12 protein-coding genes are annotated in these 15,932 nt (G+C 74.5%); 2 read left to right on the top strand and 10 right to left on the bottom strand.

The window, feature by feature from the left end; genetic code table 11:
* Nucleotides 1–45: 45 nt before the first annotated feature.
* The 4 genes from F593_RS0112795 to F593_RS0112780 form a co-directional block, all read right to left on the bottom strand.
* A complete protein-coding gene (locus F593_RS0112795) occupies nucleotides 46–756 on the bottom strand; it encodes a hypothetical protein (protein WP_022929153.1) in 711 nt (236 codons plus the stop codon).
* A 63-nt stretch (nucleotides 757–819) separates the two neighbouring features.
* A complete protein-coding gene (locus F593_RS30595; protein WP_022929152.1) occupies nucleotides 820–3,327 on the bottom strand; it encodes an MMPL family transporter in 2,508 nt (835 codons plus the stop codon).
* 174 nt (nucleotides 3,328–3,501) lie between these two features.
* Nucleotides 3,502–5,574 carry a thioredoxin domain-containing protein gene (locus F593_RS0112785; RefSeq protein WP_022929151.1) on the bottom strand — a complete coding sequence of 691 codons (2,073 nt, stop codon included), beginning with the start codon at nucleotides 5,572–5,574 and terminating at the stop codon, nucleotides 3,502–3,504.
* A gap of 88 nt (nucleotides 5,575–5,662) precedes the next feature.
* The gene (locus F593_RS0112780; protein ID WP_022929150.1) at nucleotides 5,663–7,609 is read right to left on the bottom strand and encodes an alpha/beta fold hydrolase; all 1,947 of its coding nucleotides are present in this window, start codon (nucleotides 7,607–7,609) and stop codon (nucleotides 5,663–5,665) included.
* Between the two features lie 76 nt (nucleotides 7,610–7,685).
* Here F593_RS0112780 and F593_RS0112775 point away from each other — a divergent pair, with 76 nt between their 5' ends.
* Nucleotides 7,686–8,078, top strand: a complete 393-nt coding sequence (locus F593_RS0112775) for a Rid family detoxifying hydrolase (RefSeq protein WP_022929149.1) — start codon at nucleotides 7,686–7,688, stop codon at nucleotides 8,076–8,078.
* 305 nt (nucleotides 8,079–8,383) lie between these two features.
* Nucleotides 8,384–9,091, top strand: coding sequence for a hypothetical protein (locus tag F593_RS0112770; RefSeq protein ID WP_169449191.1), 708 nt, complete (start codon nucleotides 8,384–8,386; stop codon nucleotides 9,089–9,091).
* A gap of 66 nt (nucleotides 9,092–9,157) precedes the next feature.
* Here the strand turns inward: F593_RS0112770 and F593_RS0112765 are convergent, their stop codons facing one another.
* The 6 genes from F593_RS0112765 to F593_RS24960 form a co-directional block, all read right to left on the bottom strand.
* Nucleotides 9,158–9,946, bottom strand: a complete 789-nt coding sequence (locus tag F593_RS0112765; RefSeq protein WP_022929147.1) for a 3-oxoacyl-ACP reductase — start codon at nucleotides 9,944–9,946, stop codon at nucleotides 9,158–9,160.
* A gap of 67 nt (nucleotides 9,947–10,013) precedes the next feature.
* Nucleotides 10,014–11,375, bottom strand: coding sequence for an aldehyde dehydrogenase family protein (locus F593_RS0112760; protein WP_022929146.1), 1,362 nt, complete (start codon nucleotides 11,373–11,375; stop codon nucleotides 10,014–10,016).
* Entirely contained in the window at nucleotides 11,372–12,193 is an 822-nt protein-coding gene (locus F593_RS24965) for a gamma-glutamyl-gamma-aminobutyrate hydrolase family protein (protein ID WP_022929145.1), read from the bottom strand. The genes F593_RS0112760 and F593_RS24965 overlap by 4 nt, the downstream gene beginning before the upstream one ends.
* A gap of 37 nt (nucleotides 12,194–12,230) precedes the next feature.
* Nucleotides 12,231–13,568: a glutamine synthetase family protein gene (locus tag F593_RS0112750; protein WP_022929144.1), complete on the bottom strand. Its 1,338-nt coding sequence runs from the start codon at nucleotides 13,566–13,568 to the stop codon at nucleotides 12,231–12,233.
* Entirely contained in the window at nucleotides 13,565–15,022 is a 1,458-nt protein-coding gene (gene eat, locus F593_RS0112745) for an ethanolamine permease (RefSeq protein ID WP_022929143.1), read from the bottom strand. The genes F593_RS0112750 and eat overlap by 4 nt, the downstream gene beginning before the upstream one ends.
* Before the next feature lie 89 nt (nucleotides 15,023–15,111).
* Complete coding sequence (locus F593_RS24960) at nucleotides 15,112–15,849, bottom strand: FadR/GntR family transcriptional regulator (protein WP_022929142.1); 738 nt, start codon at nucleotides 15,847–15,849, stop codon at nucleotides 15,112–15,114.
* Nucleotides 15,850–15,932 lie beyond the last annotated feature (83 nt).

Raw genomic sequence — 15,932 nt, 5'->3', positions numbered from 1 at the left:
CCGGTGATCGTCGGAGACGACCGCCGGAGCGGGTGGGCGCGGGGACTAGAAGTACCGGCGCGTGATGCGGAAGGAGTACCCGACCGCCGTGGACTTGTTGAGCTTCTTGCCCGGGTTGATGTACAGCGAGTAGGTGCCGGTCCGGTAGCGGCTCGGGGCGACGACGGCGCGCGTACGGGCGTAGCCGCAGGCGTTGGCGCGGCCGAGCGAGATGCGCTTGAGGACCCGCGAGCCCTTCTGGCCGCGGACGACGAACCCGTAGAGCTGCTGGCCGGCGAACGGGGTGCCCGAGACGCGGACGACGCGCTTGCGGAGCGGGCTGCTCGGGCGCGAGGCGACGTCGACGGCGAGCGTGGTGACCTTGACGTCGACCGCGCCCGTGACCGGCGAGGTGCCGTTGACGAACTCCGTGACCTCGAGCCGCACGGTGCGGCCGGCGCTCGGGGAGATGCCCGGGTTGCTGTAGCTCGTGATGGTGTACGGAGCGTTGCCGGCGGCGTCGAACGTGCCGACCTGGCTGCCGGCCTTGCCGCCGACGCCGTAGATCTGGAAGCGGCCGCCGGGCGTGCCGCCGGAGATCGTGCCCGTCATCGGCTGCCACTGCAGGCGCTCACCCGACGGCCGGTTCTGGTCGTACGACGTCGCGTAGCAGGGGGCGCTCGGCGCGATGGTCGCGGCGGACCCGGTGGCGGGGATCGCGGCGAGGCCGAGGATGGCGGCGGCCGGGATGGTCGCCAGCGAGAGAGGACGGGGCATGGTGCTCCAGGTTCGGGGGGAGGGGACGGCGCGGGGCCGGGGGAGCCGCTCGCCGCCCGGACTCTACGGCGTCGCGTCCCCCGGATCCTTGAGAGATTCGTGAGGGCGCCGCTCCCCGCCTCCGTGCGGCGCGTCGTGGCGGCTGAGCGCCGAGGGCCACCACACCCGCCGGCCGGCGTCGAGGGTGAGCGCGGGGACGAGGATGGAGCGCACGACGAAGGTGTCCAGCAGGACGCCGAAGGCGACCGCGAACCCGATCTCGGTGAGGAAGACCAGGGGCAGGACGCCCAGCACGGCGAAGGTGCCCGCCAGCACGATGCCCGCCGAGGTGATGACTCCGCCCGTGGCGCCGAGGCCGCGGATCATCCCGGCGCGGGTGCCGCGGTGGATGGCCTCCTCGCGCACCCGGGCCATGAGGAAGATGTTGTAGTCGATGCCCAGCGCCACGAGGAACACGAAGGCGTAGAGCGGGATGGACGGGTCCGTGCCGGAGAACCCGAAGACGTGCTCCCACACGAGCACGCTCACGCCGAGCGCGGCGGCGAAGGACAGGACCACGGTGAGGATCAGGAGCAGCGGCGCCACGAACGCGCGCAGCAGCAGCATGAGGATCAGCAGCACCACGAGCAGCGCCACGGGGACGATCAGGATCGTGTCGCGCGCGGCCGCGTCCTTCTGGTCGTAGGCGATCGCGGTCTGTCCGCCGACCAGCACGGCGGAGCCGCCTGCCTCCTGCACCGCGCGGCGGATCGCGGGGATCCGGTCCTGCGCGGCCACGCTGTAGGGGTTCTCGCGGAGCTGCAGGCTGAGCAGCGTGCCGTCGGTGCCGACCACCGGCTCCCCGTCGTTGCCGACCGCGGGGCGCACGTCGGCGACGCCGGGCACGCGCTTGGCGGCGGCGACGACGGCCTCGACCTTCGATGCGTCGGGGACGATGACGTCCGTCGGGGCGTCGCCGCCGGCGGGGAAGCCCTTCGCGAGCAGCTTCGCGGCCGTCTGCGACTCGACCTCGCTGCGGTAGGAGTCGTTCTGCGTGAGGTTCGTGTTCAGCTGCGTCAGCCCGAGGCAGCAGACGAGGAGCACGACGGTGGCGCCGATCCAGATCCGCCGGGGACCGCGGGCGATCCGCTCGCCCAGGCCGTTCCAAGCACCCGTCTCGGTCGTCTTCGCCGCGCGGTCGGCCAGGCGGACCTCGACGGGGTTGTGGACGTGCGGCGCCAGCGCGCGGACGACGACCACCACGGTCACGACCGCCGCGACCAGGCCGAGCAGGACCGCGAGGCCGCCGAGGCCCAGCGCACCGAGGCCCGCGCCGACGGCACCGCCGACCGCGATCATCGCCACGAGCGGGACGAGGATGCCCAGGCCGATCGCGACCGACGCCACCCGGCCGCGCGAGCCGGTCGACAGCCGCCGGCCGCGCTCGGACATCCGCAGGTCGCTCACGGGGTGGGCCGCCGTCCGGGGCACGAACGGCCAGAAGATCCGGCGCCCGCAGACGGCCAGGAGGGCCGGGAGCAGGGTGAGCATCGCGACGACGGCCACGAGCACGCCCATGGCGCCGATCGGGCCGAGCCCGGAGGTCGCGTTGACCTTCGCGAGGGTCAGCGTCAGGAGCGCGGCGACGACGGTGGCGCCGGACGCGACGATCGCGGGGCCCGACGACGTCAGCGCATGGCGCAGCGCCTCGAGCCGGTCGTCGAAGCTGTGCAGCTCCTCGCGGTAGCGCGAGACGAGCAGGAGCGCGTAGTCCGTGCCCGCGCCGATCACGAGCACGGAGAGGATGGAGGACGACTGCCCGTTGACGGTCGCGCCGAGCTCGCTCAGGCCGTAGCCGGCGGACCGCGAGGCGACCTCGGCGCCGATCACCGCCGCGATCGGGACGAGCCAGAAGATCGGGCTGCGGTAGATGAGGATCAGCAGGATCACGACGAGCGTGAGCGCCGCGCCGATGAGGGTGCCGTTGATGCTGCTGAACACCTTGACCGCGTCCGCGGCGCTGCCCGCGGGGCCGCCGACCTGCACCTGCAGCGCCTCCGTGCGGTCCTTCGGGGTCGAGACGCGGTCGCGCCACGCCTCGACGGGGTCCAGCAGCGTCTCGGTCTCGCCGTTGCCGCGGACCTGCGCGGTGAGGATGGCGGTCGTGCCGTTCTCGGACAGGACGGGCTCGCCGAAGGGCGAGGTCTGGGAGCGCAGGACGTCGGCGGTCGAGGGCGTGTCGCCGTCGCGCTCGCGCTCGTCCGCCGTCAGGCCGCGGCCCTCGCGCAGCGCGTTGAGCTCGGCGCGATCGGCCGCGATCGTGCGGCGGTCCTCGGTGGTCAGGCGTCCGTCGCGGTGGTAGACGATCACCGCCGGGGCGAGCTCGCCGCCCTGCAGCCGCTCCGCCCGCTCCAGGGCCTCGGTCGACTCCGCGTCGCCGGGGAGGAACGAGGAGCTCTCGTTGTCCTCGGCGTCGGAGAACTTCGTCATCAGGCCGAGCGGCCCGGCGGCCAGCACGACGAAGACGAGCCAGGCGACGAGGACGACGATGCGCCGGCGTGGGTGGGCGGCGAACGCGAGGATCCGGCTCATGTCGGGGCTACGGTACCCGGCCCGGGGCGGTTGTCCTGTGACGATGCGGACGACGTACGTCGGCGGCGATCCGCGAGGCGACGGACGGGGCCGGCTTCTCCGGGTGCCCGCCGCCGTGACGAGGTCCGACGCGGCGGGGCCCGAGACGTGGCGGGCGGGGCCCGGTCCCCTTCCCTACCCCAGCGCCTCGCGCAGCGCCTCCGGGTCCGTCACCGGCGCCCGGCAGGTGAACCCCTCGCACACGTAGGCGGCGGCGTGGCCGTCGACCGGGGTGCGGCCGAGCAGCAGCGGGACGGTGGTCGTCCCGGCGTCCTCGCCCGAGCCGACGGCCAGGACGACGCCGGGGCGCAGGCGCTCGCGGACGACGCGGGCGAGGGCCTCGCGCTCCTCCTCGGGGCCCACGATCGCGACCTCCCGGGCCGGGCGGTGGTGCTCGTCGAGGGCCAGCAGGGCGTAGGCGACGGCCTGGGGGTGGCGCTCGAGCAGCGGGGCGACGAGGCGCAGCCAGCCCTGGGCGGCCTCGGCGTGGGCGTGCTCGCCCGTGAGCGCGGCGAGCCGCAGGAGGCCGCGGGCGGCCGAGGCGCCGCCGGCGGGGATGGGGGCGTCGTCGATCTCCTTGCGGCGGGCGAGCAGCTGCTCCGCGTCGTCGGCGGTGGAGAAGAAGCCGCCGCGCTCCGGGTCGCCGAAGCGCTCCTCGATCGTGGCGGCCAGCTCGCGGGCCCAGGCGAGGTGCTCGGGGTCGCCGCCGGCCTCGTAGAGCGCGACGGCCGCCTCGAGCAGGTAGGCGTGGTCCTCGAGGACGGCCGGGTGGGGTGCCGCACCGCCGCCCGGGCCGCCGGCACCGCGGTGCGACCAGGAGCGCCGCAGGCGGCCGTCCACGACGAGCTCGGAGCGCAGGAAGGCGGCGGCCTGCCGGGCGACGTCGAGCAGGTCCTCGCGGTTCAGGGCGGCGCCGGCCTCGGCGAAGGCCTGGATTGCCAGGCCGTTCCAGCCCGCCAGGCGCTTGTCGTCCGTGCCGGGACGGACCCGCTGGGACCGGGCGGCGAGCAGGCCGTCGCGGATCCGCTGGCGCGTGACGGGATCGGGGGACGTGCCGCGGTCCTCGAGCACGCTGCGGCCGTCGAAGTTGCCCTCCTCGGTCACGCCGAACCACTCGATCGCGGCTTGGGCCTCGGCGGGGTCGAGCGCCGCGCGGATCTCCTCCGGCGTCCATACGTAGAACTTGCCCTCGACGCCCTCGGAGTCGGCGTCGAGCGCGGCGAGGAACCCGCCCTCCGGGCCCCGCAGCTCGGTGGCCATGAACGCCAGGGTGCGCTCGGCGGTGTCGCGCAGCGCGCCGTCCTGCCACAGGAGCCAGCCCTGAACGTACGCGCGGGCGAGGAGCGCGTTGTCGTAGAGCATCTTCTCGAAGTGCGGGACGGTCCACGTGGCGTCGACGGCGTAGCGCGAGAAGCCGCCGCCGAGCTGGTCGTGGATGCCGCCGGAGGCCATGGAGCGCAGCGTCTGGCGGGCCATCGCGCCGGCCAGGGAGCGCTCGTCGCCGGGCATCGCCGCGCCGCCGCCCGCCCGGCCCGTGCTCGGGCCGTCGCCGGCCGCGCGGGCGAGCAGGAACAGCAGCGCGGGATGGGGCGGGAACTTCGGGGCCCCGCCGAAGCCGCCCTGGATCGCGTCGTAGCGCTCGCGCATCGCGCGGACGGCCGCGGAGAGGACGGACGGGCCGGGGACGTCGTCGGCGGGGGTGAGGTTCGCCGCGCCCGCGAGCCGCTCGCCGACGGTCGCCAGCTCCTGGCGGATCTCGTCCTTGCGCTCCCGCCACGCCTCGGCCACGGCGTCGAGGACCACCCGCCAGGACGGCATCCCCTGGCGCGGCTGCGGCGGGAAGTACGTGCCGCCGTGGATCGGGGCCTGCTCCGGGGTGAGGAACATGTTCAGCGGCCAGCCGCCCTGGCCCGTCATCGCCTGCACGGCCTCCATGCAGATCGCGTCGACGTCCGGCCGCTCCTCGCGGTCGACCTTCACGCACACGAAGTGCTGGTTCATGACGGCGGCGATCGCCGGGTCCTCGAACGACTCGTGGGCCATCACGTGGCACCAGTGGCACGCGGAGTAGCCGATCGAGACGAGCAGCGGCTTGTCCTCGTCGCGCGCCCGGGCCAGCGCCTCCGGTCCCCAGGGCAGCCAGTCCACGGGGTTCTCCGCGTGCTGCAGCAGGTAGGGGGAGGTCTCCTGGGCCAGGGCGTTCGGCATCCGCCCCAGCGTCCCACACCGCCCCGGCGCCGGGCAGACGACGGGGCGCGGGCCGCCCGGGCGCCGGGCCGGCCCGCGGCGGTCCGCCTCAGTCGCGCAGCAGGCGCGCGACGGTGCGCGCGAGGCCGCTCCCGGGCAGACCGCTCCGGGCCGCCTCGAGCAGCGACGGGTCCAGGCCGAGGGCCTCGAGCAGCGCCTCGCCGCTGCGCAGCGGGTCGGGCACGGTATAGACGCCCGGGCGCAGGCCGCGACCGTCGACCCGCACGCGGATCGTCTTGCCGTTCCCGCCGCGCGTCGTGACGGCGGTGTCGGGGACGAACCCCATGCGCTCCAGGGACAGGTCGCCTTCGCCGCTGAGGATCGCGTGGCCGCTGCGCAGCCCCGCGACCCGGATCGGCTCGGGCTCCTCGAAGCTGATCGTCAGACCGTCGTCCTCCGAGGCGACGCGCATCGCGAGGGTGCGCACCGCGTCGACGACGGTCGCGGTGCCGACGGCGCGGGCGCGGTCGACCCCGGTGCGGCCCAGCTCGGCGGCGGAGCGGGGCGGCAGCGGCGCGACGGAGGGGATGGCGCTCGGCACGCGGCAGCGGCCGACGGGCCGGCCCTTCGCGAAGGCCCTCAGGGCGCCCTGCACGCAGCCGCGCCCGGCCCCGAGGACGGAGTGGCCCTGGGCGGGGACCGAGAGCAGCTGCGCGCCCGGGTGGCGGCGCGCGACGCGGCGGGCCTCCTCCGGCGAGGTCCGCACGTCGTCCTGGCCGCTGAGGACCAGCGTCGGGACGTCGGGCGCGGGGCCGACGGGGGCGTTGTCGGGTCCGGTCGGCCACTCCGCGCAGAGGCCGCCGGGCGTGAGGTCGAGCAGGGACGCGGCCGACCAGCCGCCGCGGGCGCGGTCGGAACGGGCGGACAGGGCGGCGAGCGCCGCCTGGCGCCGGGCCTCGCCCACCGGCGTCGCCGTCGTCCACGGCAGGCGGACGTCGCGGCAGAGGGTCGCGATGTAGCTGCCCGTGCTGATCGCCGCGGCGTTCGCGACGCCCTGGGCCGGGTCCTCGTCGTCGCCGGGCAGGGTCAGCACGCCGGTCTCGCGGGCCATGCGCGCCAGCGGGGCCGCGTCGCCCTGTGCGGCGCGGCGCAGCACGCTGGGCAGGGCGCCGCGCACGATCGGGTCGATGTCGCCGGTCTGGATCAGCGTCAGGAGCGCCGTCGCGTCGACCGTGGTGGGCACGCGCCTGCCCTCGCCGCCGTCGACGGTGGCCGCGATCGGCAGGCGGGCGCGCACGCGGGTCAGGTCGGCGCTCGGGGTACGGGTCACGCCGCGGCAGGCGCCGCGGCGGCAGACGGCGGAGAGCGACGTCGGGATGGCCCGGTACGTCGCCAGGGAGTAGGGGTCGTCGCCCGTCACGTCGACGGCGGAGTCGAGGACGAGGCCCGAGACGCGGTCCGGGTGCGCGGCCGCGTAGCGCTGCGCGGTGTAGGTGCCGTACGAGACGCCGACCAGCAGCAGGCGGTCGTAGCCGCCGGCGACCCGCACCGCCTCGAGGTCCGCGACGACGTCGGTGGTGCCGTAGCGGTCGGCCGTGGGGCCGAGGCGGCGGGCGCAGGAGCGCAGCGACTCCGGGGACGAGATGCCGGTGAACGCGCCCGTCTCGAGCTCGGGGCAGACGATGAGGTCGGTCGAGCGGCCGGTGCCGCGGGTGTCGACCGTGACGAGGTCGCGACGGCGCAGCAGCGGCCGCAGCTCGGGGACGAGCTCGGAGGCGAAGGAGGTCGCGGCCTGCCCGGGGCCGCCCGCGAGGAACAGCACGGCCTCGCGGCGCGTCTTCCTCCTCCGCTGACCCGCCTGGATCGTGCGGACGGACAGGCCGACGCGGCCCTCGACCACGCCCGTCCGGTCGACCGGGACGGCGACGCGGGTGCAGCGCGTGCGGCCGACGCCCTGGTCTCCGCACGCGTAGCCGGCGGCGGAGGCCGAGCCGGCGGGCCACAGGGCGAGGGCGCCGAGCACGGCGACGAGGAGGGGACGGACGCGGCGCGGCACGCGCCGGAGGGTATAGGCCGTCCGCGGGTATCGTGGCGATCGTCCGTCACCCGTCCTCCTTGGAGACCACCACCGCATGAGCACCGATCGTCAGCCCTTCGTCGTCGATGGCGCCCCCGCCGCCATCGGCCCCTACGTCCACGCCGTCTCCGCCGCGGGCCTGCTGTTCTGCTCCGGCCAGATCCCGCTGGACCCCGAGACCGGCGAGATCGTGGGGGAGACCCCGGTGCAGCAGGCCGAGCAGGCCCTGAAGAACCTGCAGACGATCATCGAGGGCGCCGGCGCGAAGATGGCCGACGCGGTCCGCTGCACCGTCTACATGACCGACATCAGCGCCTTCGCGGACGTCAACGAGGTCTACGCCCGCTTCTTCCCGGACTCGCCCCCGGCCCGCCTGGCGCTCGGCGTCGCGGCGCTGCCGAAGGGCGCGCTGGTCGAGGTCGAGGCCGTGGTGGCGCTCGCGTCCTAGGGCCCGTCTCGGTCGCACCGACCGTCGGGACCCGGGCCGCGGGGCCCACTTGCCCGTTGTCGTACAAGCCCGCGGCTGCGACAGTCCCGGTCGTGCGTGGTCCCCGTTCGCCCAGTGGCGTTGCCCTCCGTCGATCCCCATCGTCGGGGATGCGCCGCGACCGACCCGGGTCCGACGAGCGGCTCGGGTCAGCCGGACCGGAGGAGCCCGGACGGGTCGAACCCCGAGCGGCGGGTCGCCAGGGCCCGGCGTCGGCGGGGCGGGCGCTCGCCGTGGCCCTGGCGGCAGTCGTCTCGAGCGCGGGCATGACTGCCCCGGCCGACGCGGCTCAGGGGCGGCGGTCGAACCCGGAGTTCGATCGGCCGGAGGAGCGGCACCCCGTGCCGCGACGGGTGAAGCTGCTCGGAGGCAGGGTGGCGCTCCACCGCATCGACGACTCCGGGAAATACCTCGAGCACTCGCCCGCGACCCGAGGCGTGAAGGGCATCACGCTCTTCCGCGTGGTGTACCGGGCGAACTACCCGATCGTCCCGCCGCGGTCGGGCGACGTCCGGGCGTCGGTGACCATCGGGAGGGCGATCTTCCACGACGGATACGCCTGGGACGACTTCATCGGACCGTTCACCGCGACCGTGACCTCGGCGCCGTCGTCGTGTTACGTCAAGGAGGTCTTCCTGCCCACGAAGGACCGGCGATACGCGGTCGGCAAGACGGTGGCGGTCCGCGTGAACCTCCCGCGGACGAGGCAGCGGCTGACGCTGCCGGCGACGATCATCGCCGGGTCGAAGAACCCGTCCGGTGGGGCGGAGAACCCCAACGGTCCGGAGCAGGCCGCAGATGTGGCGGCGCTCGGCTGTCCGGTGGGTGTCGCCGGGGCCGACGACGGGGCGGGGTTCCTCCACAAGCCCCCGACCCCGTCGCCCGCGTCCTTCCTGCCCTACCGCTACGCGGTTCCGCGGTTGCCCGAGCGGGCCCCAGCCGCGACTCCGGCTCCGGCGCCGACCGACCCGTAGGGCCGAGGGACCGCCGGCGATCCGCGACCCCGCCGACCGGCCACGCGGCCGGCGCCGGCCGCCCCCTCAGATCGGCGTGACGTACGCCGCCGTCAGTCCGCCGTCGACCATGAACGTCGAGGCCGTGATGAAGCTCGACTCGTCCGAGGCGAGGAAGAGCACCGCGTTGGCGAGCTCGCGGGCCTGGGCGAACCGGCCCATCGGCACGTGGACGAGGCGGCGGTTGGCGGCCTCGGCGTCGTTGGCGTAGAGCTCGCGCAGGAGCGGGGTGTCGACCGGTCCGGGGCAGAGCGCGTTGACGCGCACGCCCTGGCGGGCGAACTGCACGCCGAGCTCGCGGCTCATGGACAGCACGCCGCCCTTCGACGCGGTGTAGGCGATCTGCGATGTCGCCGCGCCCATGAGCGCCACGAAGGAGGCAGTGTTGATGACGGACCCGCCGCCCGTCTCGAGCAGGTGCGGGATCCCGTGCTTGCAGCAGAGGTAGACGGACTTCAGGTTGACGTCCTGCACGCGCTGCCAGGCGTCCTCCTCCGTCTCGAGGATCGAGTCGTCGTCCGGCGGCGAGATGCCCGCGTTGTTGAACAGGATGTCGACGGTGCCGTAGGTGTCGCGCACTTGTCGGTAGGCCGCTGCGACGTCGGTGCCCGAGGTGACGTCGCCCTGGATCGCCAGGTCGACCTCGGGCTGGTCGGCCGTCAGGTCGAAGCCGACGACGGTCGCGCCCTGCTCGCGGAAGACCTTCGCGGTCTCGGCGCCGATCCCGGACGCGGCGCCCGTGATGACGGCGACCTTGCGCTCGAGGCGGCCGTGGTGGGAGGACGCGGTCTCAGGGGTGTTCGGGGTCGTGCTCATGCGGCCTCCTCGGCGTGCTGGGTGACGGGCCGGCGGGCGCCGGCCAAGGGGTGCGACGGGGTGCGGCTCATGCGCCCGTCGCGTAGTAGACGGTCTTCAGCTCGGAGTACGCCTCGAGCGCGTGCGGGCCGAGCTCGCGGCCGATCCCGGACTGCTTGAAGCCGCCGAACGGGGTGGACACGCGGACGGAGCTGTTCGAGTTGATCGAGATCACGCCGGTCTCGATCGCGCGGGCGACCCGGAGCGCGCGGCCGCCGTTCTCCGTCCAGACCGACCCGGAGAGGCCGTAGATCGAATCGTTGGCCAGGCGGATCGCGTCGGCCTCGTCGTCGAACGGGATCACGGCCACGACCGGCCCGAAGATCTCCTCCGTCGCCGCGCGGGCGGAGGGGTCGACAGGTGCGAGGACGGTCGGCGGGAACCAGAACCCCTCGCCCTCCGGTGCGCTGCCCCGGAACGCGACCTGGGCGTCGTCGTCGACGAAGGACGCGACCTTCTCGCGGTGCGACGCCGAGATCAGCGGGCCCATCGCGATCCCGTCCTGCAGCGGGTCGCCGACCGAAAAGCCCGTCACCGCCGGCTCGAGGAGCTCGAGGAAGCGGTCCACGGCGGAGCGCTGGACGAGGATCCGCGAGCGGGCGCAGCAGTCCTGGCCCGCGTTGTCGAAGACGGCGCCCGGGGCCGAGGCCGCGGCGGCCTCGAGGTCCGCGTCGGCGAAGACGACGTTGGCGGACTTGCCCCCGAGTTCGAGCGTCACGCGCTTGATCGTGTCCGCCGCGGTGCGCTGGATGCCGGCGCCGACGGCGGTCGAGCCGGTGAAGCCGATCTTCGCGATCCCGGGGTGCTCGACCATCCGCTGGCCGACGGTCCGGCCCGGGCCCACGAGGACCTGGAGGACGCCCTCCGGGATCCCGGCCTGCAGCGCGATCCGCTCGAGCTCGACGGCCGTCAGCGGCGTGAGCTCTGCGGGCTTGAGGATCGCGCAGTTGCCCGCGGCCAGAGCCGGGGCGAGCTTCCACGACGCGATCGGCAGCGGGAAGTTCCACGGGGTGATGAGCCCCACGACGCCGAGCGGCTCGCGGAACGTCATCGCCACGCCGCCCGCGACGGGGATCGTGTCGCCGAGGTTGCGCTCCACGCCGCCGGCGTAGTAGCGGAAGGTGGCGGCGACCATCCCGATCTCGCCCCGGGCCGAGGCCAGCGGGTGGCCGGCGTTGCGGGCCTCGAGCAGCGCGAGCGGCTCGAGCTCGGCCTCGATCGCGTCGGCGAGGCGCAGCAGCAGCCGCGCGCGGTCGCTCGGCGCGACGGCGCTCCACGCGGGGAAGGCCGCCCGTGCGCGCTCGACGGCGCGGTCGACGTCCTCCGGCGTGGCCTCGGGGATCTCGGCCATCGACCGGGCGGTCGCGGGCTCGAGGACGGTGAGGGTCATCGCGTCTCCTGTTCGGTGGGGTTCTGCCCGGCGGGTGCGCCGGCGCCTGCGTGGGTGCGGGCGGCGTCGACGAGCGCGGCGATCACGGCGGAGCGCGGGTCGCCCTCCGGGTGCCACTGGACCGCGAGGCAGAAGGTGAGGTCGGGGCGCTCCATGGCCTCCGTCAGGCGGTCGCCGACCGCGTGGCCGGTCACGGTCCAGCCCGGGGCGATCCGGTCGAGCGCCTGGTGATGGTGGGAGCGGACGGAGACGGTCTCCGCGCCCGACGCGCGGGCGGCCAGCGAGCCGGGCTCGAGCTCGACGCCGTGGGCGTTGCGCTCGTCGAGCGTCCCGGCGACCCGGCGGTGCTCGTCCGTGCCGAGCGTCTCGGGCAGGTGCTGCAGGAGCGTGCCGCCCGCCGCGGCGTTGACGATCTGCATGCCGCGGCAGATCGCCAGCAGCGGCAGGTCGAGCTCCATCGCGGCGGTCGACAGCGCCACCTCGAAGCGGTCCCGCTGCGGGGTGTCGCCGACCGTCGCGGGGTGCCGCTCGGCCCCGTACGTCGCCGGGTCCAGGTCGACGCCGCCCGTGAGGATCAGGCCGTCCAGGCCCGCGAGGACCTCGTCGGGCCGCTCCGTGTCGACCGGATCGACGGGCAGCAGGACGGCGCGGCCGCCGGCGCGCTGGACGGCCGCGACGTAGCTGGCGGGCACGAAGTCCGCGGCCTGCTCCCACGCCGCGCCGTGGCGGATCGGCTCGTGGGCGCAGGTGATCCCGACGACGGGGCGGGGCGTGGTGACGACGACGCCGGCGGCGTCGGGGTGGGGGGAGGAGGACATCGGGTCTTCCGGGGAGGAGGGGCGGTGCGGGCGGGGCCTACATGCGCTCGAAGCCGCGGAATCGCTCCCAGTCCGTGACGGCGGCGCCGAACGCCTCGAGCTCCACGCGCGCCATGTTGGCGTAGTGGTCGACGACCTCCGCGCCGAACGCCTCCTGCGCCAGCGCGGAGCCGACGAACAGCTCGCGGGCGGCGAAGAGGCTCTTGGGCACCTGCGGCACGTCGGCCTCGTAGGCGTTGCCCGTCATGGGCGGCCCGAGCTCCAGCTTGCGGTCGATGCCGTCGAGCCCCGCGGCGATCGTGGCGGCGAGCGCGAGGTACGGGTTGACGTCGGCCCCCGGCACGCGGTTCTCGACCCGCAGGCCCTCGCCGTGCCCGACGACGCGCAGCGCGCAGGAGCGGTTGTCGTTGCCCCACGCGATCGCCGTCGGCGCGAAGGACCCCGCGGCGTAGCGCTTGTACGAGTTCACGTTGGGCGCGAAGAGCATCGTCAGCTCTTCGAGGTGCGCCTGCTGGCCCGCCACGAACGCGTGGAAGAGCGCCTCGTCCTGGGCGAAGACGTTCTTGCCCGTCTTCGCGTCGGCGAGTGAGCAGTGGATGTGGCAGGAGCTCCCCTCGCGCTGGTCGAACTTCGCCATGAACGTGATCGCCATGTCCTCCTGCGCGGCGATCTCCTTCGACCCGTTCTTGTAGATCACGTGCTGGTCCGCGCTGGTCAGCGCGTGGCCGTAGCGGATGTTGATCTCGTGCTGGCCGAGGTTGCACTCGCCCTTGGAGTCCTCGACCGGCATCCCGGCGGCGAGCATCTCGTTGCGGATCCGGCGCAGCAGCGGCTCGACCCGGGCGGTGCCGAGGATGGAGTAGTCCACGTTGTAGAGGTTGGCCGGCACGAGGTCGCGGTAGGCCTGCTTCCACGCGTCCTCGTAGCCCGTGCGGAAGACCATGAACTCGAGCTCGGTGGCGGCGTTGCACGTCCAGCCGCGCTCGGCCAGCCGGTCGAGCTGCTTGCGCAGCACCTGCCGCGGGGAGGGGGCCACGTCGGTCCCGTCGCCCCAGCGGACGTCGGCCAGGCAGACCGCCGTCCCCGGCTGCCACGGCACGAGCCGCAGCGTGTCGAGGTCCGGGATCATCTGGAAGTCGCCGTAGCCGCCGGCCCACGACGCCAGGTCGTAGCCCTCCACGGTGTTCATCTCGACGTCGACGGCGAGGAGGTAGTTGCAGCCCTCGGCGCCCTCCTCCGCGATGTCGTCGACGAAGTGCTGGGCGACCATGCGCTTGCCCTGCAGGCGGCCCTGCATGTCGGTGATGGCCAGCAGGACCGTGTCGATCCGGCCGGCTTCGACCTCGGTGCGCAGGTCTTCGAGGGTGATGGTCATCGATCGAGCTCCTTCTCGGCCGCGGCGAGGGCGGCGAACTCCTCCTCGGGGGCGCTCGCCACCAGGCGGTGGCGGCTGTAGACGAGGAAGTAGATGGCGAACAGGGCGTAGACGCCGAGCATGAGCAGGGCGGCGTTCGTGTCGACCACGAACGTGGCGATCACGGCGGCGCAGGCGAGGACGAACGCGACGCCGGTGGTGGCGACGCCGCCGGGGGTGCGGTACGGGCGCTCGAGCTCGGGCTCGCGGCGGCGCAGCACGATGTGGCTGAGCGTCATGAGCGCGTAGGAGATCGTCGCACCGAAGACCGCCATGTTGAGGATCGTCGCGCCGTCGTCGGCGATGATCGCGACGAGCAGCCCCACGAGACCCGGCAGCAGCAGCGCGAGGGTCGGCACGCGGCGCCCGGAGGTGACGGAGAGCGCGCGCGGCAGGTAGCCGGCGCGGGACAGGGCGAAGAGCTGCCGCGAGTAGCCGTAGATGATCGAGAAGAAGGACGCGATCAGTCCGGCGAGGCCGACGTAGTTGACGATGTCGGCCGCGGTCGAGTTGCCGCCGTTGGCGACGCGCAGCGCCTCGGGCAGCGGGTTGCCCGACGCCTTCATCGCGTCCGCGCCGCCGACGCCCGGGACGAGGACGAGCATGAGCGCCGCGAAGACGAGCAGCGTGCCCATCGCGGCGATCATGCCGCGCGGCAGGTCGCGCCGCGGGTCCTTCGTCTCCTCCGCCGCGAGCGGGACGCCCTCGACCGCGAGGAAGAACCAGATCGCGAACGGGAACGCGGCCCAGATGCCCAGCCAGCCCTCCGGCAGGAAGCTCGAGGAGCCGCTGCGGTCCGGGTTCGGCGCGATGTCGGTGAGCCGCGAGGAGTCGAACTCCGGGATCGCGGCGATCACGAAGAGCACCAGGCCGACGATCGCGACGCCGGTGATGACGAACATCACGCGCAGGGCCTCGCCCACGCCCAGCAGGTGGATCCCGATGAAGACCGCGTAGAAGAGGACGTACACCCACCACGCGTTGGGTATCCCGATGTCCAGCGCCTCGACGTAGGCCCCGATGAAGGTGACGATCGCCGCGGGGGCGAGGGCGTACTCGAGCAGGATCGCGGTGCCGGTCAGGTAGCCGCCGAAGGGCCCGAGCGCCCGGCGGGCGAAGCCGTAGCCGCCGCCCGTGGCCGGGATCGCGGACGAGAGCTCGGCGAGGCCGAAGATCATCGCCGTGTACATGACCCCCATGAGCACGGTGGCGATCATGAGACCGCCCCAGCCGCCCTCCGCCAGGCCGTTGTTCCACCCGGCGTAGTCGCCCGAGATGACGTACCCGATGCCGAGCCCGGCCAGCAGCAGCCAGCCCGCGTTGCCGGAGCTCAGTGAGCGCTTGGCGAGGTACTCCTTGCCCTCCGCCGTACCGGATGGACCTGCCGTGCCGTGCTTGCCGCCCTGCTGTTCCACGATGGTGCTCCCCGAAGGTGTGAGTGGCGTACCTTTACCCGCCCGGCGAACCTATCCCCGTCGGCCAGACGGCGCAACCACCCGTTGTCCTACGTGCCGGCCCGGCCGGGCGCCAGACCGGCCAACACGTGCTGCGTCCCCGCGAGGTGCCGGCGGACGGTGCGGACGGCTGCGGCGACGTCGCCCCGCTCCACCGCGGCCACGAGCCGCCGGTGCTCCGCGTTGGAGTGCGCCAGGACCGCCCACGGGTGGGGGATCCGCGCGATCAGCTCCGTCGCGGCCGCCTGGTGCTCCGTGGCCTGCAGGACGAGCCGCCGGATGCCGGTGAGCTCGGCGAGGCCGACGTGCAGCGCCACGTCCGCGCGCCGGTAGGCGTCGAACTCCGCCGCCGCCTCCATCGCGACGATCTGCTCGCGCAGCGCGGCGATCCCGGGCGCAGCGGCGTCGGGGTCGGCGGCCGCGGCCTCGGCGGCGAGGCACGCCGTGCCGACCTCGAACGCGCGGCGCACCGCGATCCTCTCGCGCCAGTCGTCCGGCAACCCGCCTTCGGGGTCGGCGGCCAACGGCGGGCGCTCGGCGACGAACGTGCCGCCGCCCCGCCCGCGCTGGGCGACGAGGTGCCCGGACTCGGCGAGGGCCGTCAGCGCCTGGCGCAGGGTGCTGCGCGAGATCCGCAGCTGCTCGGCCAGGTCGCGCTCGGCGGGCAGGCGGCGCCCGGGGGAGAGGACGCCGGAGCGGATCGCGGTGCCCAGCCGCTCGACGGTCTCCTCGAACGTCGTGGGGGCGACGACGGGCGAGAAGACCGCGTCGGTGGCATCGGCCGCCATCCGGCGACCGTAGCGTGCCCCGGGGAAGGGGTGCGGGCCCCACCCCGAGCGTCTCGGGCCGGACCGTGTCGGACGTCGGCACG

Origin of the sequence: Patulibacter americanus DSM 16676, from assembly GCF_000420025.1 — a bacterium.
In the GTDB taxonomy this organism is placed as follows: Bacteria; Actinomycetota; Thermoleophilia; order Solirubrobacterales; family Solirubrobacteraceae; genus Patulibacter; species Patulibacter americanus.
Note: the sequence above shows the minus strand (reverse complement) of the source record. Positions and strands in the feature narration are given on the sequence as shown.